The sequence below is a fragment of the Prevotellamassilia timonensis genome (assembly GCF_021531665.1).
Classification (GTDB): Bacteria; Bacteroidota; Bacteroidia; order Bacteroidales; family Bacteroidaceae; genus Alloprevotella.
Window position 1 is genome coordinate 1 of sequence record NZ_JADYUH010000006.1, and the last position, 20,331, is coordinate 20,331.

Annotated in this window: 33 protein-coding genes; 2 read left to right on the forward strand and 31 right to left on the reverse strand. The window is 47.4% G+C overall.

All coding sequences use genetic code 11. The features are described from left to right. The coding region (locus I6E40_RS02495) for a hypothetical protein (RefSeq protein ID WP_235385282.1) at positions 1-202 on the forward strand (202 nt) is incomplete at its 5' end. On the opposite strand, the gene I6E40_RS02500 is transcribed toward I6E40_RS02495, so the two are convergent. Beyond that, a complete protein-coding gene (locus I6E40_RS02500) occupies positions 178-1,128 on the reverse strand; it encodes a metallophosphoesterase (protein ID WP_235385283.1) in 951 nt (316 codons plus the stop codon). The two genes, I6E40_RS02495 and I6E40_RS02500, sit on opposite strands and share 25 nt — an antisense overlap. A gap of 306 nt (positions 1,129-1,434) precedes the next feature. On the opposite strand from I6E40_RS02500, the gene I6E40_RS02505 reads away from it, so the two are divergent. Continuing rightward, positions 1,435-4,314 carry a TonB-dependent receptor gene (locus tag I6E40_RS02505; RefSeq protein WP_317207394.1) on the forward strand — a complete coding sequence of 960 codons (2,880 nt, stop codon included), beginning with the start codon at positions 1,435-1,437 and terminating at the stop codon, positions 4,312-4,314. Positions 4,315-4,476: 162 nt separating this feature from the next. Here the strand turns inward: I6E40_RS02505 and I6E40_RS02510 are convergent, their stop codons facing one another. The 30 genes from I6E40_RS02510 to rplW all read right to left on the reverse strand — a co-directional run bounded on the left by I6E40_RS02510 (position 4,477) and on the right by rplW (position 20,324). Beyond that, the gene (locus I6E40_RS02510; RefSeq protein ID WP_235385284.1) at positions 4,477-5,499 is read right to left on the reverse strand and encodes an NAD-dependent epimerase/dehydratase family protein; all 1,023 of its coding nucleotides are present in this window, start codon (positions 5,497-5,499) and stop codon (positions 4,477-4,479) included. Next, entirely contained in the window at positions 5,496-6,140 is a 645-nt protein-coding gene (locus tag I6E40_RS02515) for a lipid-A-disaccharide synthase N-terminal domain-containing protein (RefSeq protein ID WP_235385285.1), read from the reverse strand. Before I6E40_RS02515 ends, I6E40_RS02510 begins: the two co-directional genes overlap by 4 nt. Before the next feature lie 27 nt (positions 6,141-6,167). Beyond that, a complete protein-coding gene (locus I6E40_RS02520; protein WP_235385286.1) occupies positions 6,168-6,911 on the reverse strand; it encodes a glycosyltransferase family 2 protein in 744 nt (247 codons plus the stop codon). Positions 6,912-7,177: 266 nt separating this feature from the next. Next, positions 7,178-7,693, reverse strand: coding sequence for a 50S ribosomal protein L17 (rplQ, locus tag I6E40_RS02525; protein WP_235385287.1), 516 nt, complete (start codon positions 7,691-7,693; stop codon positions 7,178-7,180). Positions 7,694-7,701: 8 nt separating this feature from the next. Beyond that, the gene (locus I6E40_RS02530) at positions 7,702-8,694 is read right to left on the reverse strand and encodes a DNA-directed RNA polymerase subunit alpha (RefSeq protein WP_235385288.1); all 993 of its coding nucleotides are present in this window, start codon (positions 8,692-8,694) and stop codon (positions 7,702-7,704) included. A 20-nt stretch (positions 8,695-8,714) separates the two neighbouring features. After that, positions 8,715-9,323 (reverse strand): 30S ribosomal protein S4, encoded by a 609-nt coding sequence (gene rpsD / locus I6E40_RS02535; protein ID WP_235385290.1) that lies wholly within the window; start codon positions 9,321-9,323, stop codon positions 8,715-8,717. Positions 9,324-9,361: 38 nt separating this feature from the next. Further along, on the reverse strand, positions 9,362-9,751 hold the full coding sequence (gene rpsK, locus I6E40_RS02540; RefSeq protein ID WP_022100994.1) for a 30S ribosomal protein S11: 390 nt from the start codon (positions 9,749-9,751) through the stop codon (positions 9,362-9,364). Positions 9,752-9,770: 19 nt separating this feature from the next. Next, a complete protein-coding gene (gene rpsM, locus I6E40_RS02545) occupies positions 9,771-10,151 on the reverse strand; it encodes a 30S ribosomal protein S13 (protein ID WP_235385291.1) in 381 nt (126 codons plus the stop codon). 33 nt (positions 10,152-10,184) lie between these two features. Next, positions 10,185-10,301, reverse strand: a complete 117-nt coding sequence (ykgO, locus tag I6E40_RS02550; RefSeq protein WP_235385292.1) for a type B 50S ribosomal protein L36 — start codon at positions 10,299-10,301, stop codon at positions 10,185-10,187. Between the two features lie 11 nt (positions 10,302-10,312). After that, entirely contained in the window at positions 10,313-10,531 is a 219-nt protein-coding gene (infA, locus tag I6E40_RS02555; RefSeq protein ID WP_235385293.1) for a translation initiation factor IF-1, read from the reverse strand. Position 10,532: 1 nt separating this feature from the next. After that, positions 10,533-11,327: a type I methionyl aminopeptidase gene (gene map / locus I6E40_RS02560; protein ID WP_235385294.1), complete on the reverse strand. Its 795-nt coding sequence runs from the start codon at positions 11,325-11,327 to the stop codon at positions 10,533-10,535. 15 nt (positions 11,328-11,342) lie between these two features. After that, a complete protein-coding gene (gene secY, locus I6E40_RS02565) occupies positions 11,343-12,692 on the reverse strand; it encodes a preprotein translocase subunit SecY (RefSeq protein WP_235385295.1) in 1,350 nt (449 codons plus the stop codon). Between the two features lie 15 nt (positions 12,693-12,707). Then, the gene (rplO, locus tag I6E40_RS02570; RefSeq protein WP_235385296.1) at positions 12,708-13,154 is read right to left on the reverse strand and encodes a 50S ribosomal protein L15; all 447 of its coding nucleotides are present in this window, start codon (positions 13,152-13,154) and stop codon (positions 12,708-12,710) included. Between the two features lie 19 nt (positions 13,155-13,173). Next, positions 13,174-13,350: a 50S ribosomal protein L30 gene (gene rpmD / locus I6E40_RS02575; RefSeq protein WP_235385298.1), complete on the reverse strand. Its 177-nt coding sequence runs from the start codon at positions 13,348-13,350 to the stop codon at positions 13,174-13,176. Between the two features lie 5 nt (positions 13,351-13,355). After that, positions 13,356-13,862, reverse strand: a complete 507-nt coding sequence (gene rpsE, locus I6E40_RS02580; protein ID WP_235385299.1) for a 30S ribosomal protein S5 — start codon at positions 13,860-13,862, stop codon at positions 13,356-13,358. A gap of 5 nt (positions 13,863-13,867) precedes the next feature. After that, on the reverse strand, positions 13,868-14,212 hold the full coding sequence (rplR, locus tag I6E40_RS02585; protein ID WP_235385300.1) for a 50S ribosomal protein L18: 345 nt from the start codon (positions 14,210-14,212) through the stop codon (positions 13,868-13,870). Positions 14,213-14,229: 17 nt separating this feature from the next. After that, complete coding sequence (gene rplF / locus I6E40_RS02590) at positions 14,230-14,799, reverse strand: 50S ribosomal protein L6 (protein ID WP_235385301.1); 570 nt, start codon at positions 14,797-14,799, stop codon at positions 14,230-14,232. 15 nt (positions 14,800-14,814) lie between these two features. Further along, positions 14,815-15,210 (reverse strand): 30S ribosomal protein S8, encoded by a 396-nt coding sequence (rpsH, locus tag I6E40_RS02595; protein ID WP_235385302.1) that lies wholly within the window; start codon positions 15,208-15,210, stop codon positions 14,815-14,817. Positions 15,211-15,258: 48 nt separating this feature from the next. After that, complete coding sequence (gene rpsN / locus I6E40_RS02600; protein ID WP_235385303.1) at positions 15,259-15,561, reverse strand: 30S ribosomal protein S14; 303 nt, start codon at positions 15,559-15,561, stop codon at positions 15,259-15,261. 9 nt (positions 15,562-15,570) lie between these two features. Next, positions 15,571-16,125, reverse strand: a complete 555-nt coding sequence (gene rplE, locus I6E40_RS02605) for a 50S ribosomal protein L5 (RefSeq protein ID WP_235385304.1) — start codon at positions 16,123-16,125, stop codon at positions 15,571-15,573. Next, on the reverse strand, positions 16,125-16,445 hold the full coding sequence (gene rplX / locus I6E40_RS02610; protein ID WP_235385305.1) for a 50S ribosomal protein L24: 321 nt from the start codon (positions 16,443-16,445) through the stop codon (positions 16,125-16,127). The genes rplE and rplX overlap by 1 nt, the downstream gene beginning before the upstream one ends. Positions 16,446-16,461: 16 nt before the next feature. Then, positions 16,462-16,827 carry a 50S ribosomal protein L14 gene (gene rplN, locus I6E40_RS02615; protein ID WP_235385306.1) on the reverse strand — a complete coding sequence of 122 codons (366 nt, stop codon included), beginning with the start codon at positions 16,825-16,827 and terminating at the stop codon, positions 16,462-16,464. A 2-nt stretch (positions 16,828-16,829) separates the two neighbouring features. Next, positions 16,830-17,096: a 30S ribosomal protein S17 gene (gene rpsQ / locus I6E40_RS02620; protein WP_235385308.1), complete on the reverse strand. Its 267-nt coding sequence runs from the start codon at positions 17,094-17,096 to the stop codon at positions 16,830-16,832. A gap of 2 nt (positions 17,097-17,098) precedes the next feature. Then, the gene (gene rpmC, locus I6E40_RS02625) at positions 17,099-17,293 is read right to left on the reverse strand and encodes a 50S ribosomal protein L29 (protein ID WP_235385309.1); all 195 of its coding nucleotides are present in this window, start codon (positions 17,291-17,293) and stop codon (positions 17,099-17,101) included. A 2-nt stretch (positions 17,294-17,295) separates the two neighbouring features. Continuing rightward, positions 17,296-17,721 carry a 50S ribosomal protein L16 gene (gene rplP, locus I6E40_RS02630; RefSeq protein ID WP_235385310.1) on the reverse strand — a complete coding sequence of 142 codons (426 nt, stop codon included), beginning with the start codon at positions 17,719-17,721 and terminating at the stop codon, positions 17,296-17,298. A gap of 20 nt (positions 17,722-17,741) precedes the next feature. Continuing rightward, positions 17,742-18,467, reverse strand: coding sequence for a 30S ribosomal protein S3 (gene rpsC, locus I6E40_RS02635; RefSeq protein ID WP_235385311.1), 726 nt, complete (start codon positions 18,465-18,467; stop codon positions 17,742-17,744). Between the two features lie 6 nt (positions 18,468-18,473). Further along, positions 18,474-18,872: a 50S ribosomal protein L22 gene (rplV, locus tag I6E40_RS02640; RefSeq protein WP_235385312.1), complete on the reverse strand. Its 399-nt coding sequence runs from the start codon at positions 18,870-18,872 to the stop codon at positions 18,474-18,476. A 37-nt stretch (positions 18,873-18,909) separates the two neighbouring features. Beyond that, positions 18,910-19,179 carry a 30S ribosomal protein S19 gene (gene rpsS / locus I6E40_RS02645; RefSeq protein ID WP_022480172.1) on the reverse strand — a complete coding sequence of 90 codons (270 nt, stop codon included), beginning with the start codon at positions 19,177-19,179 and terminating at the stop codon, positions 18,910-18,912. Positions 19,180-19,204: 25 nt separating this feature from the next. Further along, complete coding sequence (gene rplB / locus I6E40_RS02650) at positions 19,205-20,029, reverse strand: 50S ribosomal protein L2 (protein WP_235385313.1); 825 nt, start codon at positions 20,027-20,029, stop codon at positions 19,205-19,207. A 4-nt stretch (positions 20,030-20,033) separates the two neighbouring features. Next, positions 20,034-20,324: a 50S ribosomal protein L23 gene (gene rplW / locus I6E40_RS02655; protein ID WP_235385314.1), complete on the reverse strand. Its 291-nt coding sequence runs from the start codon at positions 20,322-20,324 to the stop codon at positions 20,034-20,036. Positions 20,325-20,331 lie beyond the last annotated feature (7 nt).

The window sequence follows — 20,331 nt, forward strand, 5'->3', positions numbered from 1 at the left end:
GTACAAATATAATACTTTTCGTCGCCAAAAGCAAGAAGTGTTAAAACCGAAAAACCGCCTTGGGTGTGGAAAAGGTTTTCTGCCGCTTCACTTGGAATCCGCACTTTTGACCGAAAGTTTGGGCAAGTGGTTCTCTTCGCTCTCGGCATGTTTTTCAAAACCCGCGCCAAGCGAGTCTCACTTGCTGCGGCTGACGGTGTGAATCACTTTGCCTTCCTTGTCAATGAAGTAGAGGTTCAAAGCGTTTGAGGTGGCGGAAATCACAGAAAAGCCGGTGAGCGGAGAACAGAAAACGGTGCCTTCCGTCTCCTTCACCTTGCGACTCAGTGCGCCGGCAGAATTGACAACAAACTCGGTGGAAAGTCCGCTGCGGCGCAGGTGCTGAAAGTTGTGAATGTGACCGCAAACGTAGAGGCTGACGTTCGGATGCTTCTCAAAGATGGGAAGCAGAAAACGCTGCATGTCCTCGCGCTCGCAAACGTCCTTGGAAGTCTCCGCCAAGACGGGATGATGACCGATGACCACCACCCAATCCTCTTTTGCCTCGGAAAGCGTTTTGTCCAGCCAAGCCAACTGCGCCTCGCGGCTCTGGCGAACGGCGTCGGGATAGGTCAGCGTGTCCTGACGATAGCGGTCAATGAGCGGCGTCGTGTCAATCATGACGAAACGAATGGACAGGTTTTTCTTGCTGAAGACTTTGGAATAGTAGCGCGCCGGCATCTGCCAACGGCGAGAAATGGAGGAATAGTCAAGCACAGCCTGGGTGTTTCCACGATACTCGTGATTTCCCAGAACCGGATACCAGGGAATCATGAGTTCCGGGTGAGAATAGATGAGTTCGTAGTTGGTCTGCCAAAGCGGGTCGGCAGTGCTCTCAACGCCTTCAAAATGGTGAACGTCGCCGGCGGCAAAGACGCATTCGGGACCAATCGTCTCTGCCATCGTGCCCATGAGTTCTGCGATGGGCTTTTGGTCGTAGTAGCCGTTGCGCCCCGTGTCGTTGCACACATAGAAATTGAGCGTTCCTTCAAGTGCCTTCCACGCCTGAGGGTTCTGCGCAGAAGCGGAAGAAAGAGAGAGGAAAAGGAACGAGAAAAGAAAAAGAATGGAAGTAAACTTGCGTTTCATATACTTATATAATAAGATGTAAGCAATCAAGGAAGAGTGGCGAGCAATCAAAACCGAGGGGCAGACAATCAAGGAAGAGGAGTGGCAAACCTTTCACGTTGACGCTTCAGATGCCCTCGCACTTTTTGCACTGCAAAGGTGTGACGGAAATGTGAAGCGTTGGTTTCGTTTGTTTTACGAAAGTGTGAAGATTTCGGGCTGCGGGAGAATGTTCACAAGTACGTAACATTTTTGCAAAAAGAACTTAACACGTGCCCTCTACTTTTGCAGCGACAAACAAAAACTAACTCTTAGTTGATAGATTTTATGAGAAAGAAATCATGGGTCGTGCTTTCCGCACTCCTAACCGCGGGTGCTCTCGCACCGCAGTCCGGTCTGGCAGACAAACGTGACGCCAACCGAAAAAACACTCCGGCAGAAACGGTGAAGACCGTTGCCACAACTTCTTCCACTCCCGCCACTCCTGCCGCCGAAAAGGGAGGCAACGTGAAAGGACGCGTCATTGATGAAAACGGAAACTATCTCCCCGGTGCACTGCTCACCATTGACGCCCTCCACGTCAAAGCCGTCAGCGACGAAGCAGGACGATTCGTCATGCAGGGACTGAAACCCGGCACCTACACCGTCAAGGCGCACTACGTCGGACTCGCCCCCTTGGAAATCAAACTGAAAATTGAAGCCGGTGCCACGCTGGAACAAGATTTTACACTGCGCGAAGCGGTGGAACTGGGAGAGGCTGAGGTGCGCGGAACTTTCAGCGGACAGGCAAGAGCCATCAACACACAGAAAAACAACTTGAACCTGACGAACGTGGTCAGTTCCGACCAAGTCGGAAAGTTCCCCGACTCCAACATCGGCGACGCACTGAAACGCATTCCCGGCATCAACGTGCAGTATGACCAGGGCGAAGCACGCTTCGGTCAGGTGCGCGGAACATCTGCCGACCTGAGCAGCGTCACCATCAACGGAAACCGTGTTCCCTCCGCTGAAGGAGACACGAGAAACGTGCAACTCGACCTCATTCCCGCTGACATGATTCAAATGGTTGAGGTGAACAAAGTCGTCACTCCAGAAATGGATGCAGACGCCATCGGCGGTAGCATCAACCTCGTGACGAAAAACTCACCCTACAAGCGCTTCATCACCGCGACTGCCGGAACCGGATGGAATCAGGTGAGCGAAAAACTGAACTTGAACCTGGGCTTCACCTACGGACAGCGATTCTTCAAAAACCGACTCGGATTGATGCTCGCCGCTTCCTATCAAAACTCACCCGCAGGCAGCGATGACGTGGAATTCGTCTGGGACAAAGACGTCAACACGGGAGAAGTGACCATCACGGACTACCAGTTGCGTCAGTACTACGTCACCCGCGAAAGACAAAGTTACTCTGCAGCGCTTGACTTCATCATCAACAAAAACCACAGCCTCAATTTCAAAGGGATTTTCAACAACCGAAACGACTGGGAGAACCGCTACCGCGTGACGCTCAAAGATTTCAACATGGACGACGACCAGTGCGTGGTGAACAACAAAGCAACCGTGCGCATCCAAACCAAAGCGGGAACACCCGACAACCGAAACGCACGTCTCGAACGCCAACGCACAATGGACTACACGCTCGGCGGTGAACACCTCTTCGGAAAACTCGGCATGGACTGGAGCATCAACTACGCCCAAGCATCTGAAAATCGACCGAACGAAAGATACATTGACTATCAACTCAAAAAACAAAAATTCGACCTTGACCTCAGCGACGAGAAATGGCCGCTCGCCACACCACAAGAGGGCAGCACCATGACGCTCAACGAGGACTTCTCGCTCAAAGAACTCACCGAACAACAAGAAGAGATTATGGAACGCGACCTCAAAGCAAAGGTCGATTTCAAACTCCCGCTCAAAAACGGACGCTTCGGAAACAAACTCTCCTTCGGAGCAAAACTCGTCAGAAAAAGCAAAGAGAAGGAAATTGACTTCTATGAATACACGCCGCTCGATGAGGACGCCTTCAACCAGGCAAGTCTGAACGCTGCCGTCAACCAAAACAGAAGCGGATACATGCCCGACAACAACTACCAGGTCGGCTCCTTCGTCAGCAAAGAATACGTCGGACACCTCAACCTCAACGACCCCACACTCTTCGAAAAGGAACAAGTGGCAGAAGAACTCGCAACAAACTATAAAGCCATGGAAACCGTGACTGCCGCCTACCTGCGCTTTGACCAAAAACTGGGAGAAAAATGGGACGCTATGGTCGGACTCCGACTCGAAAACACTCATGTGCGCTACAGCGGAAGCCAGTATGACGCCGATGAGGACAAAACCTCACGCACAGGCTACGAAAGCGACAACTACATCAACATCCTTCCCTCACTCCTCGTCAAATGGGAACCTAAGAAAGACCTCAAAGTGAGAGGTGCCTTCACAAACACCATCGCACGCCCCAAATACTCCGCACTCGCACCGAACATCAGCATTGACCGAAACGACAACGAAATCACACTCGGAAACCCCGGACTGAAACCGACCATCAGTTACAACCTGGACTTGAACGCCGAATACTATTTCAAAAGCGTCGGTCTCGTCAGCGCAGGCATCTTCTTCAAACGCGTGAACGACATCATCGTCGATCAAACTCTGAGAGGATACGAGTGGAACGGCAACATTTACACCACCTTCTGCCAACCCCGCAACTCCGGAAACGCGAACCTCCTCGGCGTAGAAGTGGCATTCCAACGTGACTTCGGATTCATCGCACCGGCTCTCAAATGCCTCGGAATCTATGCGAACTACACTTACACTTACTCCCGCGTCAAAAACTTCAACTTTGAAGGACGAGAAAATGAAAGCGGACTGCGCATGCCCGGCTCACCGGAACACACCGCCAACGCTTCTCTCTTCTTTGAAAAAGCAGGATTCAACGCGCGTCTAAGTTACAACTTCGCCTCTGCCTTCATCGACGAAATGGGTTCAAGTGCATTCTACGACCGCTACTACGACAAGGTGAACTACCTGGATTTGAACATCGGCTACACCTTCGGCAAATCTTTCAAAACAACTGTCTATGCCGAAGCCGTCAATCTGCTGAACCAGCCGCTGCGCTACTATCAGGGCGTCACCTCTCGCACCATGCAGAGCGAACACTACGGAACTCGCTTCAACGCCGGCGTGAAAATCCAACTCTAAAGAGCATACAAAAAATGCCGTTTCCTCCGATGGAAACGGCATTTTTTGTATGCTTTCGCCCAAGCCGACATTTTTTGCTTGCAAGTTGGATTTCTTGCACAAGCATCAACGAAGTCGAACTTGGGTTAAAACGCCCTTCATTCTGAAGGAAGCCCATTCGCACTAAACTGTTCCCTCGCCGTAGAACCCTACATACCATTCGTAGAAACGGGAAATGCCTTCGGGAAGAGCCACACGAGGTGCATAACCCGTTGCGTCGTGAAGACGAGTCGTGTCGGCAAAAGTGGAATAGACATCGCCGGGCTGCATCTCCTCCATCTGCATGACCGCGGGGCGACCGGCAACACGCTCTATCTCGTGGATGAAGTCCATGAGACGAACGGGAGAGGAATGACCAATGTTATAGACGCTGTGAGGAACGGCGCCGGAAGGAAGATGATTCAGAAGCGACATGACGCCGGCAATGATGTCATCAACGTAGGTGAAGTCGCGACTCAGATTGCCATGATTGAAAACGCGAATGGGCTGACCCGCCATGACGTTGCGAAGAAAGAGGAAGGGAGCCATGTCGGGACGTCCCCAAGGACCATAGACCGTGAAGAAACGAAGTCCCGTGGCAGGAATGCCGTAGAGTTTGGAATAGGCGTGCGCCATCAATTCGTTGCTTTTCTTTGTGGCAGCATAGAGACTGACGGGAGTGTCGGTCATTTGGTCTTCTCGATAGGGAGTAGTCTCTTGTAAACCATATACGCTGGAAGAAGAAGCATAGAGCAAATGGTCCGGACGATGGTGCCGACAGCACTCCAAGACGTTGAGAAAACCGAGCACATTGCTTTCAACGTAAGAATAGGGATTCTCAATGGAATAGCGCACACCGGCTTGACCGGCAAGATTGATGACGAGGTCAAAATGGTTTTCCTCAAAAAGGCGTTCCATGGCTTCGCGATGGGCGAGGTCGAGTTTCAAGAAACGATAGGGTTCGCCCTTAACGGAGGAAGCCTTCCCCTCCTTCTCCAAAGTGTCAGCGTCAATGCCACTCTCGGTGAGACGGGCAAGTTTGAGAGCAGGAGAATAGTAGGAGTTGAGATTGTCAATGCCCACCACGGCATAGCCTGCACGAAGGAGGGCACGAACCAAGTGGAATCCAATGAAACCGGCGGCTCCGGTCACAAGTGCTTGTTTCATTTCACTAAAGGTTGTTGGGAACGCTTCTCGCGCGTTCCAATCCAAAGATTACGGGAATAGGCAACCAAGCCGAAACTCTGACCCAAAATGAGAACGGGGTCAAGGCGGGCAACGCCATAACTGACAATCAATAAAGAGCCGGTGAGACTCATAATCCAAAAACCGGCGGGAAGAACGGATTCGCCGCGATGACGAGAATAGACGAACTGATAGACAAAACGCAAAGTGAAAACCAACTGACCAATGCTTCCCCAACATACCATCCACCAAGGAATCTCTTCGTTGCAAAGGAAATCACGCACGAAACCGGCGGCATCCTGCGAAACCCAGGCAATGGCTGCAACCGGAGTGAGCAATAGCACGGCAGTCACCAACCATGGCAAACGAGACAAAACTCCCTTGGCACGCAGGTTCCACATATAAATATAATAGGAAACAAACTGACCCAACACAATGCTGAAGTCAGTGCGAAGCCAACCGTAGAGGCAAAGCAAATAGGAACCCAGCAGGGAAAACACCCAGAACAAGGTGGGAGAAAGCACGTGACGCGCACGCTCTGACATAATCCACTGAATCAGAATGCGAGCGGAAAAGAACAACTGCGCGACAAAGCCAATGGCATAGACGTAGATGGAACTCATAACGATGATGCTACGGAATCAGGCGTGTCAAACTTCTGTTTCTGCAAAGTTGTGCTCGCCGACTTGATAGCGGATGTAGCGCTTCTTCATCCAACGATATGCAAAGCAGTCCATGAAGGGAGAGACCAAACGATTCCAAAGATGATATTTTGAAACACCTGCCATTCGAGGAAAATGGCGTACGGGAATCTGCATCATACGACCTTTCTCCAACAACATGAGAGCGGGCAGAAAACGGTGCATACCGGTAAAGAAAGGAAGACGGCGCGCCACATCGGTGTGCATGACCTTCAACGGGCACCCCGTGTCCTTTGCGGTGTCTCCGGTCATGGAACGGCGAAAGCCGTTGGCAATCTTGGACTGAAGATTCTTGAAGAAGGAGTCTTTTCGGTTGGCACGAATGCCCATGACAAGTTCATAGTCGGCAGCATAAGGCAACAGGAGGTTGAAATCTTCCGGGGAGGTTTGAAGATCTGCGTCAATGTAACCCACCAAAGGCGACTGAGCAGTGTCAATGCCTGCCTTCATGGCAGCACTCAGCCCGCTGTTCTGCGCAAGTGACACGTAGAAGAAATCACTGTGTCTTTTACATACCTCACGAAGCAAGTCCAAACTGCGGTCACGACTGCCGTCGTTCACGAACAGCACACAGGCTCTCTTCAAAGACGTGGGAAGAAAAGCGGACAACTCTTTTTCAAGTCGCTCCACATTGTCCTCTTCATTATACACTGGTACGACAATGGTAAACTCGTATTGGGAAGTTGGATTCATAGTAAATGTTTTTCCAGAGAAAAGAATATTTCTGAAGATTGATGAACCTACGATGAAAACGACCTTGAAGAAAGATGAACTCCAAAGAAGTGAAAGTCCGAAGAAAAAACACTGCTTTCAAAAGATTCAACGCTGCAAAGTTACGAAATTATGCGCATTCCATATAGCCAACCGAAATAAGTAGAAAAAAAGCATGAACAAGTTTTCAAGAAACCTGTTCATGCTTTAAAAGTGAATACTACCTTGCAAAAAGCAAGAATATGTTTTTACTCAGCCTTAGCTTCTTCTGTGGGTGCTTCAGTTGCAGCCACTTCTTCAGCAGTTTCTACTGCTTCTTCAGCAGCGGGAGCAGCTTCAGCTGCAGCAGAAGATTTTCTGCTACGGCGAGTGCGAGTGGACTTCTTCTTGGTCTTCGCCATGTTTTCATCGTAATCAACGAGTTCGATGAAACACATTTCAGCACCGTCGCTAGGACGGAAACCGGTCTTGATGATGCGGGTGTAACCACCGGGACGATCAAGAATCTTTTCGCGAATTTCACGGAAAAGCTCAGTGACAGTGTACTTGTCCTGAAGATAGCTGAAGACGACACGACGAGAGTTCATGGTGTCTTCTTTAGACTTGGTGATCAGGGGCTCTACATACTTCTTGAGAGCTTTTGCCTTTGCAAGAGTCGTAGTGATTCTTTTGTGCTTGATCAAAGAATTGGCCATGTTGGAGAGCATTGCCTTTCTGTGAGAAGCAGTACGGCTCAAATGATTGAATTTCTTGTTATGTCTCATTTTAGATTTTAATCTTTATCTAATTTATACTTAGAAATGTCGGTTCCAAACGAAAGATTCAGACTCTCCAGCAAATCATCAAGCTCGGTGAGCGATTTCTTACCGAAGTTGCGGAACTTCAAGAGGTCGTTCTTGTTGAACTGAACAAGTTCTCCAAGAGTTTCGACATCAGCCGCCTTCAAGCAATTCAACGCACGCACGCTCAAGTCAAGGTCAACCAGTTTTGTCTTGAGAAGCTGACGCATGCGAAGAACTTCCTCGTCAAACTCTTCATTGTCCACGTCTGCTTGGTCTTCAATGGTGATTTTTTCATCGGAGAAAAGCATGAAGTGGTAGATGAGAATCTTGGCTGCTTCTTTCAGCGCGTCCTTCGGGTGAATGGAACCGTCCGTGGAAATCTCAAGCACAAGCTTGTCGTAGTCCGTCTTCTGCTCAACGCGGAAGGGCTCAACTACGTATTTCACATTACGGATGGGAGTGTAAATAGAGTCGATGGCAATCTCATTGATGTCTTGACAAAAGATTCGGTTTTCCTCTGCGGGAACATAACCTCTTCCCTTGTTGATGGAGATTGCAATCTGAATCGTGGCTTTTGAATCTAAGTGACAAATCACTAATTCAGGATTTAACACTTCAAATCCAGTGAGGTACTTATTGATATCGCCAGCTTTGAACTCGGTAGAGTTAGAGATGGTGATAGTAGCCTTCTCGGTTTCGTATTCTTCTACTACCTGCTTGAAACGAACTTGCTTCAAGTTAAGAATGATGTTGGTCACGTCTTCTCTTACCCCGGGGATGGAAGCGAACTCATGCTCAACACCTTCAATCTTGATGGTATTGATGGCATAACCTTCCAAAGAGGAAAGCAGGATTCGACGCAACGCATTTCCGACAGTCGTACCGAAGCCGGGCTCCAAAGGACGGAATTCAAACTTTCCGTACTGAGGAGTAGCCTCAAGCATAATTACTTTGTCAGGTTTTTGAAATGCTAATATCGCCATGAAAAGAAGGGATTTTTTAATTAGTTTTTAGAGTACAACTCGACAATCAGCTGTTCCTTGATGTTTTCAGGAATGTCAGCACGCTCGGGCTTGTGAAGGAACTTGCCGCACTTCAAATTGTCGTCCCATTCAATCCAGGGATATTTGCTGTGGTTGAAACCAGCCAAAGAGTCAGCAATCACTTCGAGAGATTTGGATTTCTCACGAACACCAACAATCTGACCGGGCTTTACACTGTAGGATGCAATGCTGACAACCTTACCATCCACCACAATGTGCTTGTGGTTCACCAACTGACGAGCAGCGGCACGAGTGGGCGCGATTCCGAGACGGAAGACAACGTTGTCAAGACGGCACTCAAGGCTCTGGAGGAGAACCTCACCGGTAATGCCGCTGGCAGAGGCAGCCTTTTCAAACATGTTGCGGAATTGCTTCTCAAGAACACCGTAAGTGTACTTTGCCTTCTGCTTTTCTGCAAGCATGATGCCGTACTCAGAAGTTTTGCGACGACGAGAATTGCCATGCTGACCGGGAGGGTAGTTACGCTTGGACAAAACCTTGTCTGCACCGAAAATAGCCTCGCCGAATCTACGGGCAATGCGAGACTTAGGACCAATATATCTTGCCATTTTCTATGAAAATCTTTTTAAACGTGAACTGAGGTTGATTATACTCTTCTTCTCTTCGGAGGACGGCAACCGTTGTGAGGCAACGGAGTTACGTCGATAATCTCTGTAACTGCGATTCCTGCACCGTGGATGGCGCGAATGGCGGACTCGCGTCCATTACCGGGACCTTTGACGTAGGCTTTCACCTTGCGGAGACCAAGGTCGTAAGCCACCTTTGCACAATCCTGAGCAGCCATCTGTGCTGCGTAGGGCGTGTTCTTCTTGGAACCACGGAAACCCATCTTACCTGCGGAAGACCAAGAGATGATCTGACCTTCACTGTTAGCAAGAGATACAATGATATTGTTAAAAGAACTGTGAACATGGAGCTGACCCATAGCGTCAACCTTCACATTTCTTTTCTTTGCTGCAACTGTTTTCTTTGCCATATTGATTAATTCTCACTTATTACTTCGTAGCTTTCTTCTTGTTTGCAACAGTCTTTTTGCGACCCTTGCGAGTACGGGCATTGTTCTTCGTGCTTTGTCCGCGAACGGGAAGACCGTTACGGTGACGCACACCACGATAACAACCGATATCCATCAGACGCTTGATGTTCAACTGGATTTCAGAACGAAGATCACCTTCCACCTTGAACTCTGCGCCGATAATCTCACGGATCTTGGCGGCCTGATCATCTGTCCAATCCTTTACTTTGATATCTCTGTCAATGCCGGCCTTATCTAAAATCTTAGCCGAGCTACTGCGACCTATACCGAAAATGTAGGTCAAGGCGATCTCACCTCTCTTGTTTTGAGGAAGGTCTACACCAACAATTCTTATTGCCATATTTTAATTTTGATATTATTGCTGAACCGGAGATTAACCCTGACGAGTTTTGAACTTAGGGTTCTTCTTGTTGATTACATACAGACGGCCCTTGCGACGAACGATTTTGCAATCGGCTGACCGTTTCTTAAGTGATGCTCTTGTTTTCATATATTTGATGCTTATTTGTATCTAAAGACTATTCTTCCTTTGGAAAGATCATACGGACTCATAGCAACCTTTACCTTGTCACCGGGAAGAATCCTGATGTAGTGCATTCGCATCTTACCCGAGATATGAGCCGTAATCTCATGACCATTCTCTAATTCCACACGAAACATCGCATTGCTCAAAGACTCAACGATGGTTCCGTCTTGTTCAATAGCAGCTTCTTTTGCCATATTAATTCTTTTGTCTTTCTATTTTCTCGATTTCTTCAAACGATGAGAGGATATCTGCCTTTCCATGGTGGATTGCAATGGTGTGCTCAAAGTGTGCGGCAGGACTGCCGTCACGTGTCACGACTCCCCAATGGTCAGGCAACATAAGCAATTCATGACTTCCTAAGGTTATCATGGGTTCAATCGCTATGCAAAGACCGTTTTTCAACTGCTTGCCGGTGCCTTGTTTACCATAGTTGGGAACCTGAGGGTCTTCGTGCATTTCATGACCGATGCCATGACCGACAAACTCTCGAACCACTCCGTAGCCCAACTTCTCGCAATGAGTTTGAACAGCATAGCCAATGTCGCCTAAACGATGACCGGCAATCGCTTGCTCAATGCCCAGATAGAGAGACTGTTTTGTCGCAGCAAGTAAATCAAGAACTTCTTGCTTGACTTCTCCCACACAAAATGTGTAGCAAGAGTCGCCACAGAAGCCATCAATAAATGTGCCGCAATCAACCGAAACAATATCACCGTCTTTCAAAGGAGTATCGTCCGGAATGCCATGCACCACGACTTCATTGACCGAAGTACAGATGGAAGCGGGAAAAGGATCTCCGTAGGGATTAGGGAAACCTTTGAAAGTGGGAACCGCTCCATGGTCACGGATGAATTGTTCAGCCAAGGTGTCCAACTGGCGGGTTGTGACACCCGGCTCAACAATTTTTGCTATCTCACAGAGTGTCGCGCTCACCAACAAATTGGCTTTACGCAGCAACTCTATCTCATCGTCTGTTTTAAGATAAATCATTCAGACCTTCAAACTTTAATAGGCTGCCATCTTGTTTGAACGCTGACGAACGTGACCTGAATTCAACAGACCGTCGTAGTGGCGAACTAACAAATGACTTTCAATCTGCTGCAATGTGTCCAAAACCACACCCACAAGAATCAACAGGGAGGTTCCCCCGAAGAACTGTGCAAACTCCTGCTTCACTCCCAACACGCCGGCGAAAGCAGGCATGATTGCAATTAAAGCGATGAAGAGAGAACCGGGAAAAGTGATGTGACTCATCACTGTATCCAAATAGTCGGCAGTGGGTTTTCCGGGTTTAACACCGGGAATGAAACCATTGTTACGCTTCATATCCTCTGCCATTTGAACAGGGTTCAGAGTGATGGCAGTGTAGAAATATGTAAATGCAATGATGAGGAACACAAACACGAGATTGTAAAGCACACTCGTATGATCAAGGAACTGATTGAGGAACCAGCTTCCTCCGTCTTTAGTTGCAGCCTGTGCAAGCGTCAAAGGGATGAACATGATTGCTTGTGCAAAGATGATAGGCATCACATTCGCTGCGAAAAGTTTCACAGGAATGTATTGACGAGCACCACCTATTGCACGGTTACCTTCAACACGTTTAGCATACTGAACCGGAACTTTACGAGTGGCTTTGACCAAGGTGATTGCAAGCCCCATTACAAAGAGCAGAGCAATAATCTCAAAAAGGAACTTGATGAGACCACCACCTTCGGCACCACTTAATGCAGTAACAAATTCTTGACCAAAGGCAGCAGGCATACGTGCGATGATACCAATCATAATGATTAAGGACACGCCGTTTCCAATGCCTTTGTCTGTGATTCGTTCACCCAACCAGAGAATGAACATACTTCCTGCAGCAAGAATAAGGGTGGAAGAAAGCATGAACCAAAAGCCGTCTCCTACCATAAACGCACCAGAACCTGCGGTTTGAGCCTTGAGGTTGATGAGATAGGTGGGAGCTTGGAAAATCAAGATGGCGATGGTCAGCCAACGAGTGTACTGGTTGATTTTTCTTCTACCACTCTCGCCCTCGCGCTGCATTTTTTGGAAGTAAGGCACCGCAATGGCAAGAAGCTGAATGACAATCGATGCAGAAATGTAGGGCATAATACCTAACGCAAAGATAGACGCGTTAGAGAATGCACCACCCGAGAACATATTCAACAAGGACATCAAGCCTTCGCTGGTTTGCTCCTGCAACTTTGCCAAGCGGCTGGGATCAATGCCAGGAAGTACAATAAATGAACCGAAGCGATAAATCGCCACGAAGAGAATCGTGATGAGGATGCGCACGCGCAGGTCCTCAATTCTCCAAATGTTCTTGATGGTCTCGATTATTTTTTTCATCGAAATAAATTGGATTTAGAGTTTGGTGACAGAACCGCCTGCGGCAGTGATTGCTGCTTCGGCAGACTTTGAGAAAGCATGAGCTTCCACAGCAAGTTTTGCTTTCAATTCTCCATTACCGAGAATTTTCACAAGCTGCTTTGAAGAGATGAAGCCAGCAGCAACCAATTCGGCTACTCCAATCTTCTCAAGGTTCTTTGCCTCAGCCAAGGCTTGCAACAGACCAAGATTGATGGCTTTGTATTCCACGCGGTTGATGTTTTTGAAACCAAACTTGGGAACACGACGTTGCAAAGGCATCTGACCTCCTTCAAAACCAATTTTCTTGCTATAACCGGAACGCTGCTTCGCACCTTTGTGACCACGGGTAGAAGTTCCTCCCATACCGGAACCCGGACCGCGACCGATGCGTTTGCGAGAGTGGGTTGAACCCTCAGCAGCTTTTAAAGTATGTAATTTCATAAAGCTTCTATAATTCAAATTATTCAATGACCTTTACTAAGTGATGAACCTTGCGAATCATTCCTCGGATGGCGGGAGTGTCTTCTTTTTCGACGATTCGATTCATCTTTCGCAGTCCAAGAGAATCAAGCGTACTCTTTTGGTCTTTGGGAGCACCGATACGGCTCTTTACTTGCTGAATTTTAATCGTTGCCATAGTTTTTATCCTCTGAATACTTTTTCCAAAGATACACCACGTTGTTGAGCAACCGTACGTGCATCGCGCATTTCACTCAAAGCCAAGATTGTTGCTTTAACAAGATTGTGAGGGTTGGAGGAGCCTTTGGACTTAGCCAAAACGTCTTTCACACCGACACTTTCAAGAACGGCACGCATGGCGCCGCCTGCAACAACTCCGGTACCTTCGGAGGCAGGAAGGATGAGGACTTCTGCACCACCGAAACGAGCTGCTTGCTCGTGAGGCACGGTTCCTTTGATGACAGGAACTTTCACAAGGTTCTTTTTGGCTGCTTCTACGCCTTTGGCAATAGCAGCGGTGACTTCACCGGCTTTGCCAAGACCGTAACCAATAACGCCCTTTCCGTCACCCACAACTACAATTGCAGCGAAAGTAAACGTGCGACCGCCCTTGGTTACCTTAACTACACGATTGATAGCAACCAGTCTATCTTTTAATTCTTCTGCGTTAACGTTTATTCTGTTTGCCATAATCTTTAGAATTTAAGTCCACCTTTACGGGCACCTTCTGCAACTTCCTTGACACGTCCGTGATAAAGATATCCGTTACGGTCAAAAACTACTTCAGTAATACCTGCTGCAATGGCTTTCTGTGCGACTGCTTCACCCACCTTAGCAGCTTGCTCTTTCTTGGGCATGGCTTCCATGCCTAAAGAAGAAGCTGACACGAGGGTAGATGAGTTTTCATCGTTAATAATTTGAACGTAGATCTGCTTGTTGCTTCTGAAGACAGACAGACGGGGACGTGCTGCTGTTCCAGAAATCTTATTGCGAACGCGATATTTGATTTTTACGCGTCTTTGTTCTTTCTTTGTTGTCATAATCTGAATGAATTTAATTACTTGGCACCGGCGGACTTACCAGACTTACGACGAATCTGTTCGCCCAGATAAAGAATACCCTTGCCCTTATAAGGTTCAGGCTTGCGGAAAGAACGAATCTTTGCACAAACAAGACCAAGAAGTTGCTTGTCGGCAGATTCCAAACAAATGTAAGGATTCTTGTTTCTTTCAGACTTGGTCTCAACCTTGATTTCGGGAGGCAACTGGAGGAAGATGCTGTGAGTGTAGCCCAGAGAGAACTCTACCAAGTTGCCCTGGTTGGACACACGATAACCCACACCGACCAGTTCCATTTCTTTCTTATAACCTTCGCTGACACCAACGACCATGTTGTTCACCAAAGCACGATAGAGACCGTGGAAGGCCTGCTTTTGCTTTGTTTCTACAGTGTCGTTGTTTTCATCGATGCTGAAAGTAATCGTATTATTATCGATTGTGACGATGATGGAAGGATCAACAAACTGACTGAGCTCACCCTTCGGTCCTTTTACGGACACTACATTATCCTTCATGGTGACAGTGACACCAGCAGGAATGTTAATCGGCAATTTACCTATTCTAGACATTATGTTTCTCCTTGATTAATATACGTAACAAAGAACTTCACCGCCGATTTTCAAATCTGCAGCGGCTTTATTTGTCATCACACCTTTGGAGGTGGAGATGATGGCAATACCCAAACCATTAATTACACGCGGCATTTCTCTGTAACCAGTATATTTACGCATACCGGGGCGTGACACGCGAGTCAGAGACTTAATGGCACTTGTTTTGGATTTTGCATCATACTTCAAGGCGATTTTGATGGTGCCTTGAGGGCCATCCTCAATGAATTTGTAGTTGAGGATATAGCCTTGGTCAAAAAGGATCTTGGTGATGTCCTTTTTCAGGTTTGACGCGGGCACTTCCACCACTCGGTGGTTAGCCTTGATTGCATTACGCAAACGCGTCAGGAAATCAGCTATAGGATCTGTCATGATTTGTTTAATTAATCGGGGCTACCCCGACAATATTAAATAATAAAGTTACCAACTTGCTTTCTTTACGCCGGGGATGAGACCGCTGGATGCCATCTCACGGAATTGGATACGAGACAAGCCGAAGAGTCGGATATATCCCTTGGGGCGACCGGTGAGTTTGCAACGGTTGTGCAAACGGATGGGGTTAGCATTGCGAGGGATCTTCTGAAGTTTGCGAGCAGCCTCGTAAGCTTCAACCGGATCATTCGACTTATTGACAATTTCCTTGAGGGCTGCACGTTTCGCTGCATACTTTGCGACGAGTTTGGCACGCTTCACCTCACGGGCTTTCATTGATTCTTTTGCCATAGTTTCGAATTAGTTTTTATCGTTTTTGAAAGGGAGACCAAATTCTTTCAGCAAAGCGTAACCTTCTTCGTCAGTGGGTGCAGAAGTCACGAAGGTGATGTTCATACCCAGGATTCTGTCAATGGCATCAATATTGATTTCAGGGAAGATGATTTGCTCCTGAATACCGAGGGTGTAGTTGCCACGACCGTCGAGACGAGTCTGAATACCCTTGAAGTCACGAATACGGGGCAATGCCACGCGGATGAGTCTTTCAAGGAACTCATACATGCGTTCACGGCGAAGAGTTACCATGACGCCGATGGGCATTTTCTTACGAAGTTTGAAGTTAGAAACGTCCTTGCGAGACACAGTAGCCACAGCTTTCTGACCTGTGATGGCAGTCAGTTCATTGATTGCGACCTCAATGATTTTCTTGTCAGCAGTAGCCATACCCAAGCCCTGGTTAATCACAATTTTCTTCAGGACGGGAATCTGCATTGAAGAAGTATAGTTGAACTGTTTCTTCAAGGCAGGAGCAATACGCTCCTTATATTCTTTCTTAAGTTGTGCAGTATTACTCATTACTTAATCTCCTCACCTGATTTTTTTGCATAGCGAACCAACTTACCGTTTTCGTTGAGACGACGTCCGATTCTGGTTGCTTTGCCTGTTTTGGGATCTACAACATTTAAATTTGAGATGTGGATGGGTGCTTCTACCTTCACGATGCCTCCTTGCGGATTTTTTGCACTGGGTTTTTGGCTTTTAGAAACCATGTTGACACCTTCCACAACTGCACGGTTCTTGCTTACCAGGACCTTTACGACCTTTCCGGTTTGTCCTTTGTTGTCACCGGCATTTACAATGACCGTGTCACCTTTTTTGATATGTAACTTGCTCATTACTTATGAATCTTGTTTAAAGTACCTCGGGTGCCAAAGACACAACCTTCATGTTTACAGCACGGAGTTCGCGGGCAACCGGTCCGAAGATACGACTTCCCCTCAATTCACCGGCGTTGTTCAACAAAACACAAGCATTATCATCGAAGCGGATGTAGGAACCATCTGCGCGACGAATTTCTTTTTTGGTGCGAACAATCAGCGCCTTGGAAACGGTTCCTTTTTTGATATCGCTGGAGGGGATTACGTTCTTGACGGTCACGACAATCACGTCACCCACAGAGGCATAGCGTCTTCTTGTTCCGCCGAGCACACGGATGCAGAGTGCTTCGCGAGCACCGCTGTTGTCCGTTACAGTTAATCTTGACTCTGTCTGTATCATAATTACTTAGCTCTTTCTACAATTTGTACAACTCTCCAACGCTTTGTTTTGCTCAAGGGACGAGTTTCCATGATGAGCACGGTATCACCGACTTGGCAGTCGTTCTTTTCATCGTGAACGTGATACTTTTTAGTTTTGGAGACAAACTTACCGTAAATGGGGTGTTTCTCTTTGAACTTAGCAGCAACAACAATGGTCTTATCCATCTTATTGCTAATAACGACACCCTGTCTTGTTTTTCTTAAATTTCTAGCTTCCATCTGGACCATTATTATTTTTGAAGTTCGATTTCTCTCAGCACAGTCTTCATTTTAGCAATCGTACGACGCGCTTCCTTAATCTGTGCAGGATTTTCCAGAGGAGAAATGCTGTGGTTGAGCAGCATTTGATTGTACTTTGCAACCTCGTCGTTAATACGCTCGGAGAGTTCGGCTGCAGGAATCTGACGGATTTCTGAAATTTTCATGCTTAGGCGTTTTTGTCGTAGTCGTGTCTAACAACGAATTTTGTGGTAACGGGGAGTTTTTGTGCTGCCAGGCGAAGAGCCTCTTTGGCAATTTCAAAAGAAACACCCTCAATTTCAAAGATAATACGTCCCGGTGTGATGGGGAAAACATATCCTACAGGATCACCTTTACCTTTACCCATACGCACGTCAGCAGGCTTCTTTGTGATGGGTTTGTCGGGGAAGATGCGAATCCAGCTCTGTCCTTCACGCTGCATGTAGCGTGTCATAGCGACACGAGCTGCTTCAATCTGACGTCCAGTGAGCCAGTGTGTGTCAAGGCTTTTGATGCCGAAGCTTCCGAAAGCCAACTGGTTTCCTCGCTGTGCGTTGCCTTTGCAGCGACCTTTTTGCGGTCTTCTGTATTTTGTTCTTTTAGGTTGTAACATAATACTCTGAATGAAACGTTTTAGCGGTTACTGTTTCTCTTGTTGCGGAATTTGCGGCCGTTGTTGCCGAATCCTCCGCGTGCATCCTTTTCTTGTGTAAAGTTGGGTGCCAGGTCGCGTTTGCCATAAACTTCGCCGCGGCAGATCCAGACTTTGATACCGAGGATACCTACTTTTGTCAAAGCTTCACACTGACAGTAGTCAATGTCAGCACGGAGAGTGTGGAGAGGGGTTCTTCCTTCTTTGAACATCTCTTTGCGTGCCATTTCAGCTCCGTTCAAACGACCGCAGATCTGCACTTTGATACCTTCTGCTCCCATGCGCATGGCATTTGCGATAGCCATTTTGATTGCGCGACGGTAGGCGATTTTGCCCTCTACTTGGCGAGCGATGCTTTTACCAACGATAGAAGCATCAAGGTCGGGCTTTTTGATTTCGAAGATATTAATCTGTACGTCCTTGTCGGTGATTTTCTTGAGTTCTTCTTTGAGTTTGTCTACTTCTTGACCGCCTTTACCGATGATGATGCCGGGGCGAGAGGTGCAAACTGTGATGGTGATGAGTTTCGGAGTACGTTCGATGACGATACGAGAAACACTGGCTTTTGCCAGACGGGCATCAAGATATTTACGAATTTTGCTATCTTCAAGGATATTTTCTCCAAAGCTACGACCTCCGTACCAGTTGGAGTCCCATCCGCGGATGATGCCAAGACGATTACTGATTGGATTTACTTTTTGTCCCATACCGAATTAATCATTTGTTTTAGTACCCACGAAAATAGTCACATGGTTTGAACGTTTGCGAATTCTGTATCCACGTCCTTGGGGTGCAGGACGCATTCTTTTGAGTGTAACGCCTTCGTCCACAAAGATTTTAGTGATGAACAATTCGCCATCTTCAGCCTTACGGTCATTCTTCTGTTCCCAGTTTGCGATAGCGGAACGGAGGAGTTTCTCAACCTGCACGGAGGCGGCTTTTTTGGAGAATCTCAAGGTTCCGAGCGCACGGTTGACTTCCATGCCTCTGACCATGTCCACTACATAGCGCATTTTACGTGGGGAAGAAGGTACATTTTGCAACTTTGCAAAATATTGGGTTTTCAGGGCTTCTTTTCTTTTTTCAGCCGCTAATCTTTTTCTTGCTCCCATTATTTTTGTTTGTTTATTTCTTTTGGGTTATACCTGTTTATTTCTTTTTGTTACCGGCATGGCCACCAAACTTACGTGTGGGTGCGAACTCACCCAACTTGTGTCCGACCATGTTTTCGGTGACATAAACAGGAATGAATTTGTTTCCGTTGTGAACTGCAACAGTATGTCCGACGAAGTCGGGAGATATCATTGAAGCTCTGGCCCATGTTTTAACCACATTTTTCTTGCCGCTTTCGTTCATGGCAAGAATCTTCTTTTCAAGAGAGACTGCGATATAAGGACCTTTTTTAAGAGAACGACTCATAAATTCTACTTAGATTAAGTGCTTATTACTTTTTACGTCTTTCAATTATGTACTTGCTTGACTGCTTCTTAGGTGCACGTGTCTTGAGACCCTTAGCATACAAGCCGGTACGTGAACGGGGGTGTCCACCGCTTTGACGTCCTTCACCACCACCCATCGGGTGATCAACAGGGTTCATAACAACACCACGGTTGTGAGGACGGCGACCGAGCCAGCGAGAGCGTCCGGCTTTACCGGAACTTTCGAGGGCGTGGTCGGAGTTACCGACGCTGCCGACTGTAGCCTTGCAAGCGCTGAGAATTTGACGAGTTTCTCCTGAAGGAAGCTTGATGACACAGTATTTGCCTTCACGAGAGGTGAGCTGTGCGAAGTTTCCTGCTGAGCGAACCAACACCGCGCCCTGACCGGGACGAAGTTCGATGTTGTGAATCACAGTACCAACGGGAATGTTTTGAAGGGGAAGTGCGTTTCCGACTTCGGGCGCTGCTTCGGCGCCGGACATGAGCTGGTCGCCAACCTTCAAACCGTTAGGAGCAATAATGTAACGTTTTTCACCGTCTGCATAGAAAAGCAATGCGATGCGAGCCGAGCGGTTCGGGTCGTATTCGATGGTTTTCACAACAGCGGGTACACCGTCTTTCTCTCTTTTGAAGTCGATGAAACGATACTTTCTTTTGTGACCGCCGCCGAGATAGCGCATGGTCATCTTACCGGTGTTGTTGCGACCGCCGGTGGAAAGTTTACCGCAAACGAGAGATTTTTCTGGTACGGATGCAGTAATCTCTTCGAACGTACCAATAATCTTGTGTCTCTGCCCCGGTGTAGTGGGCTTAAATTTACGTACTGCCATTTATTTAGATATTGCTATAAAAATCGATAGTTTCACCTTCTTTCAAAGTGACGATTGCTTTCTTGAAGGCGTTGGTGCGACCTTTCACAAGACCTGAGCGGGTGTAACGAGACTTGTTTTTGCCGGCGTATTTCATGGTGTTCACGCTGACAACGTTCACGTTATACAAAGCCTCAACTTCATTTTTAATCTGAAGTTTGTTAGCCTCAGGACGTACGATGAATCCGAACTGATTCAGTTTTTCGGTAATCCCTGTCATCTTCTCGGTGACGATGGGTTTGATGATGTATGCCATAATTCTA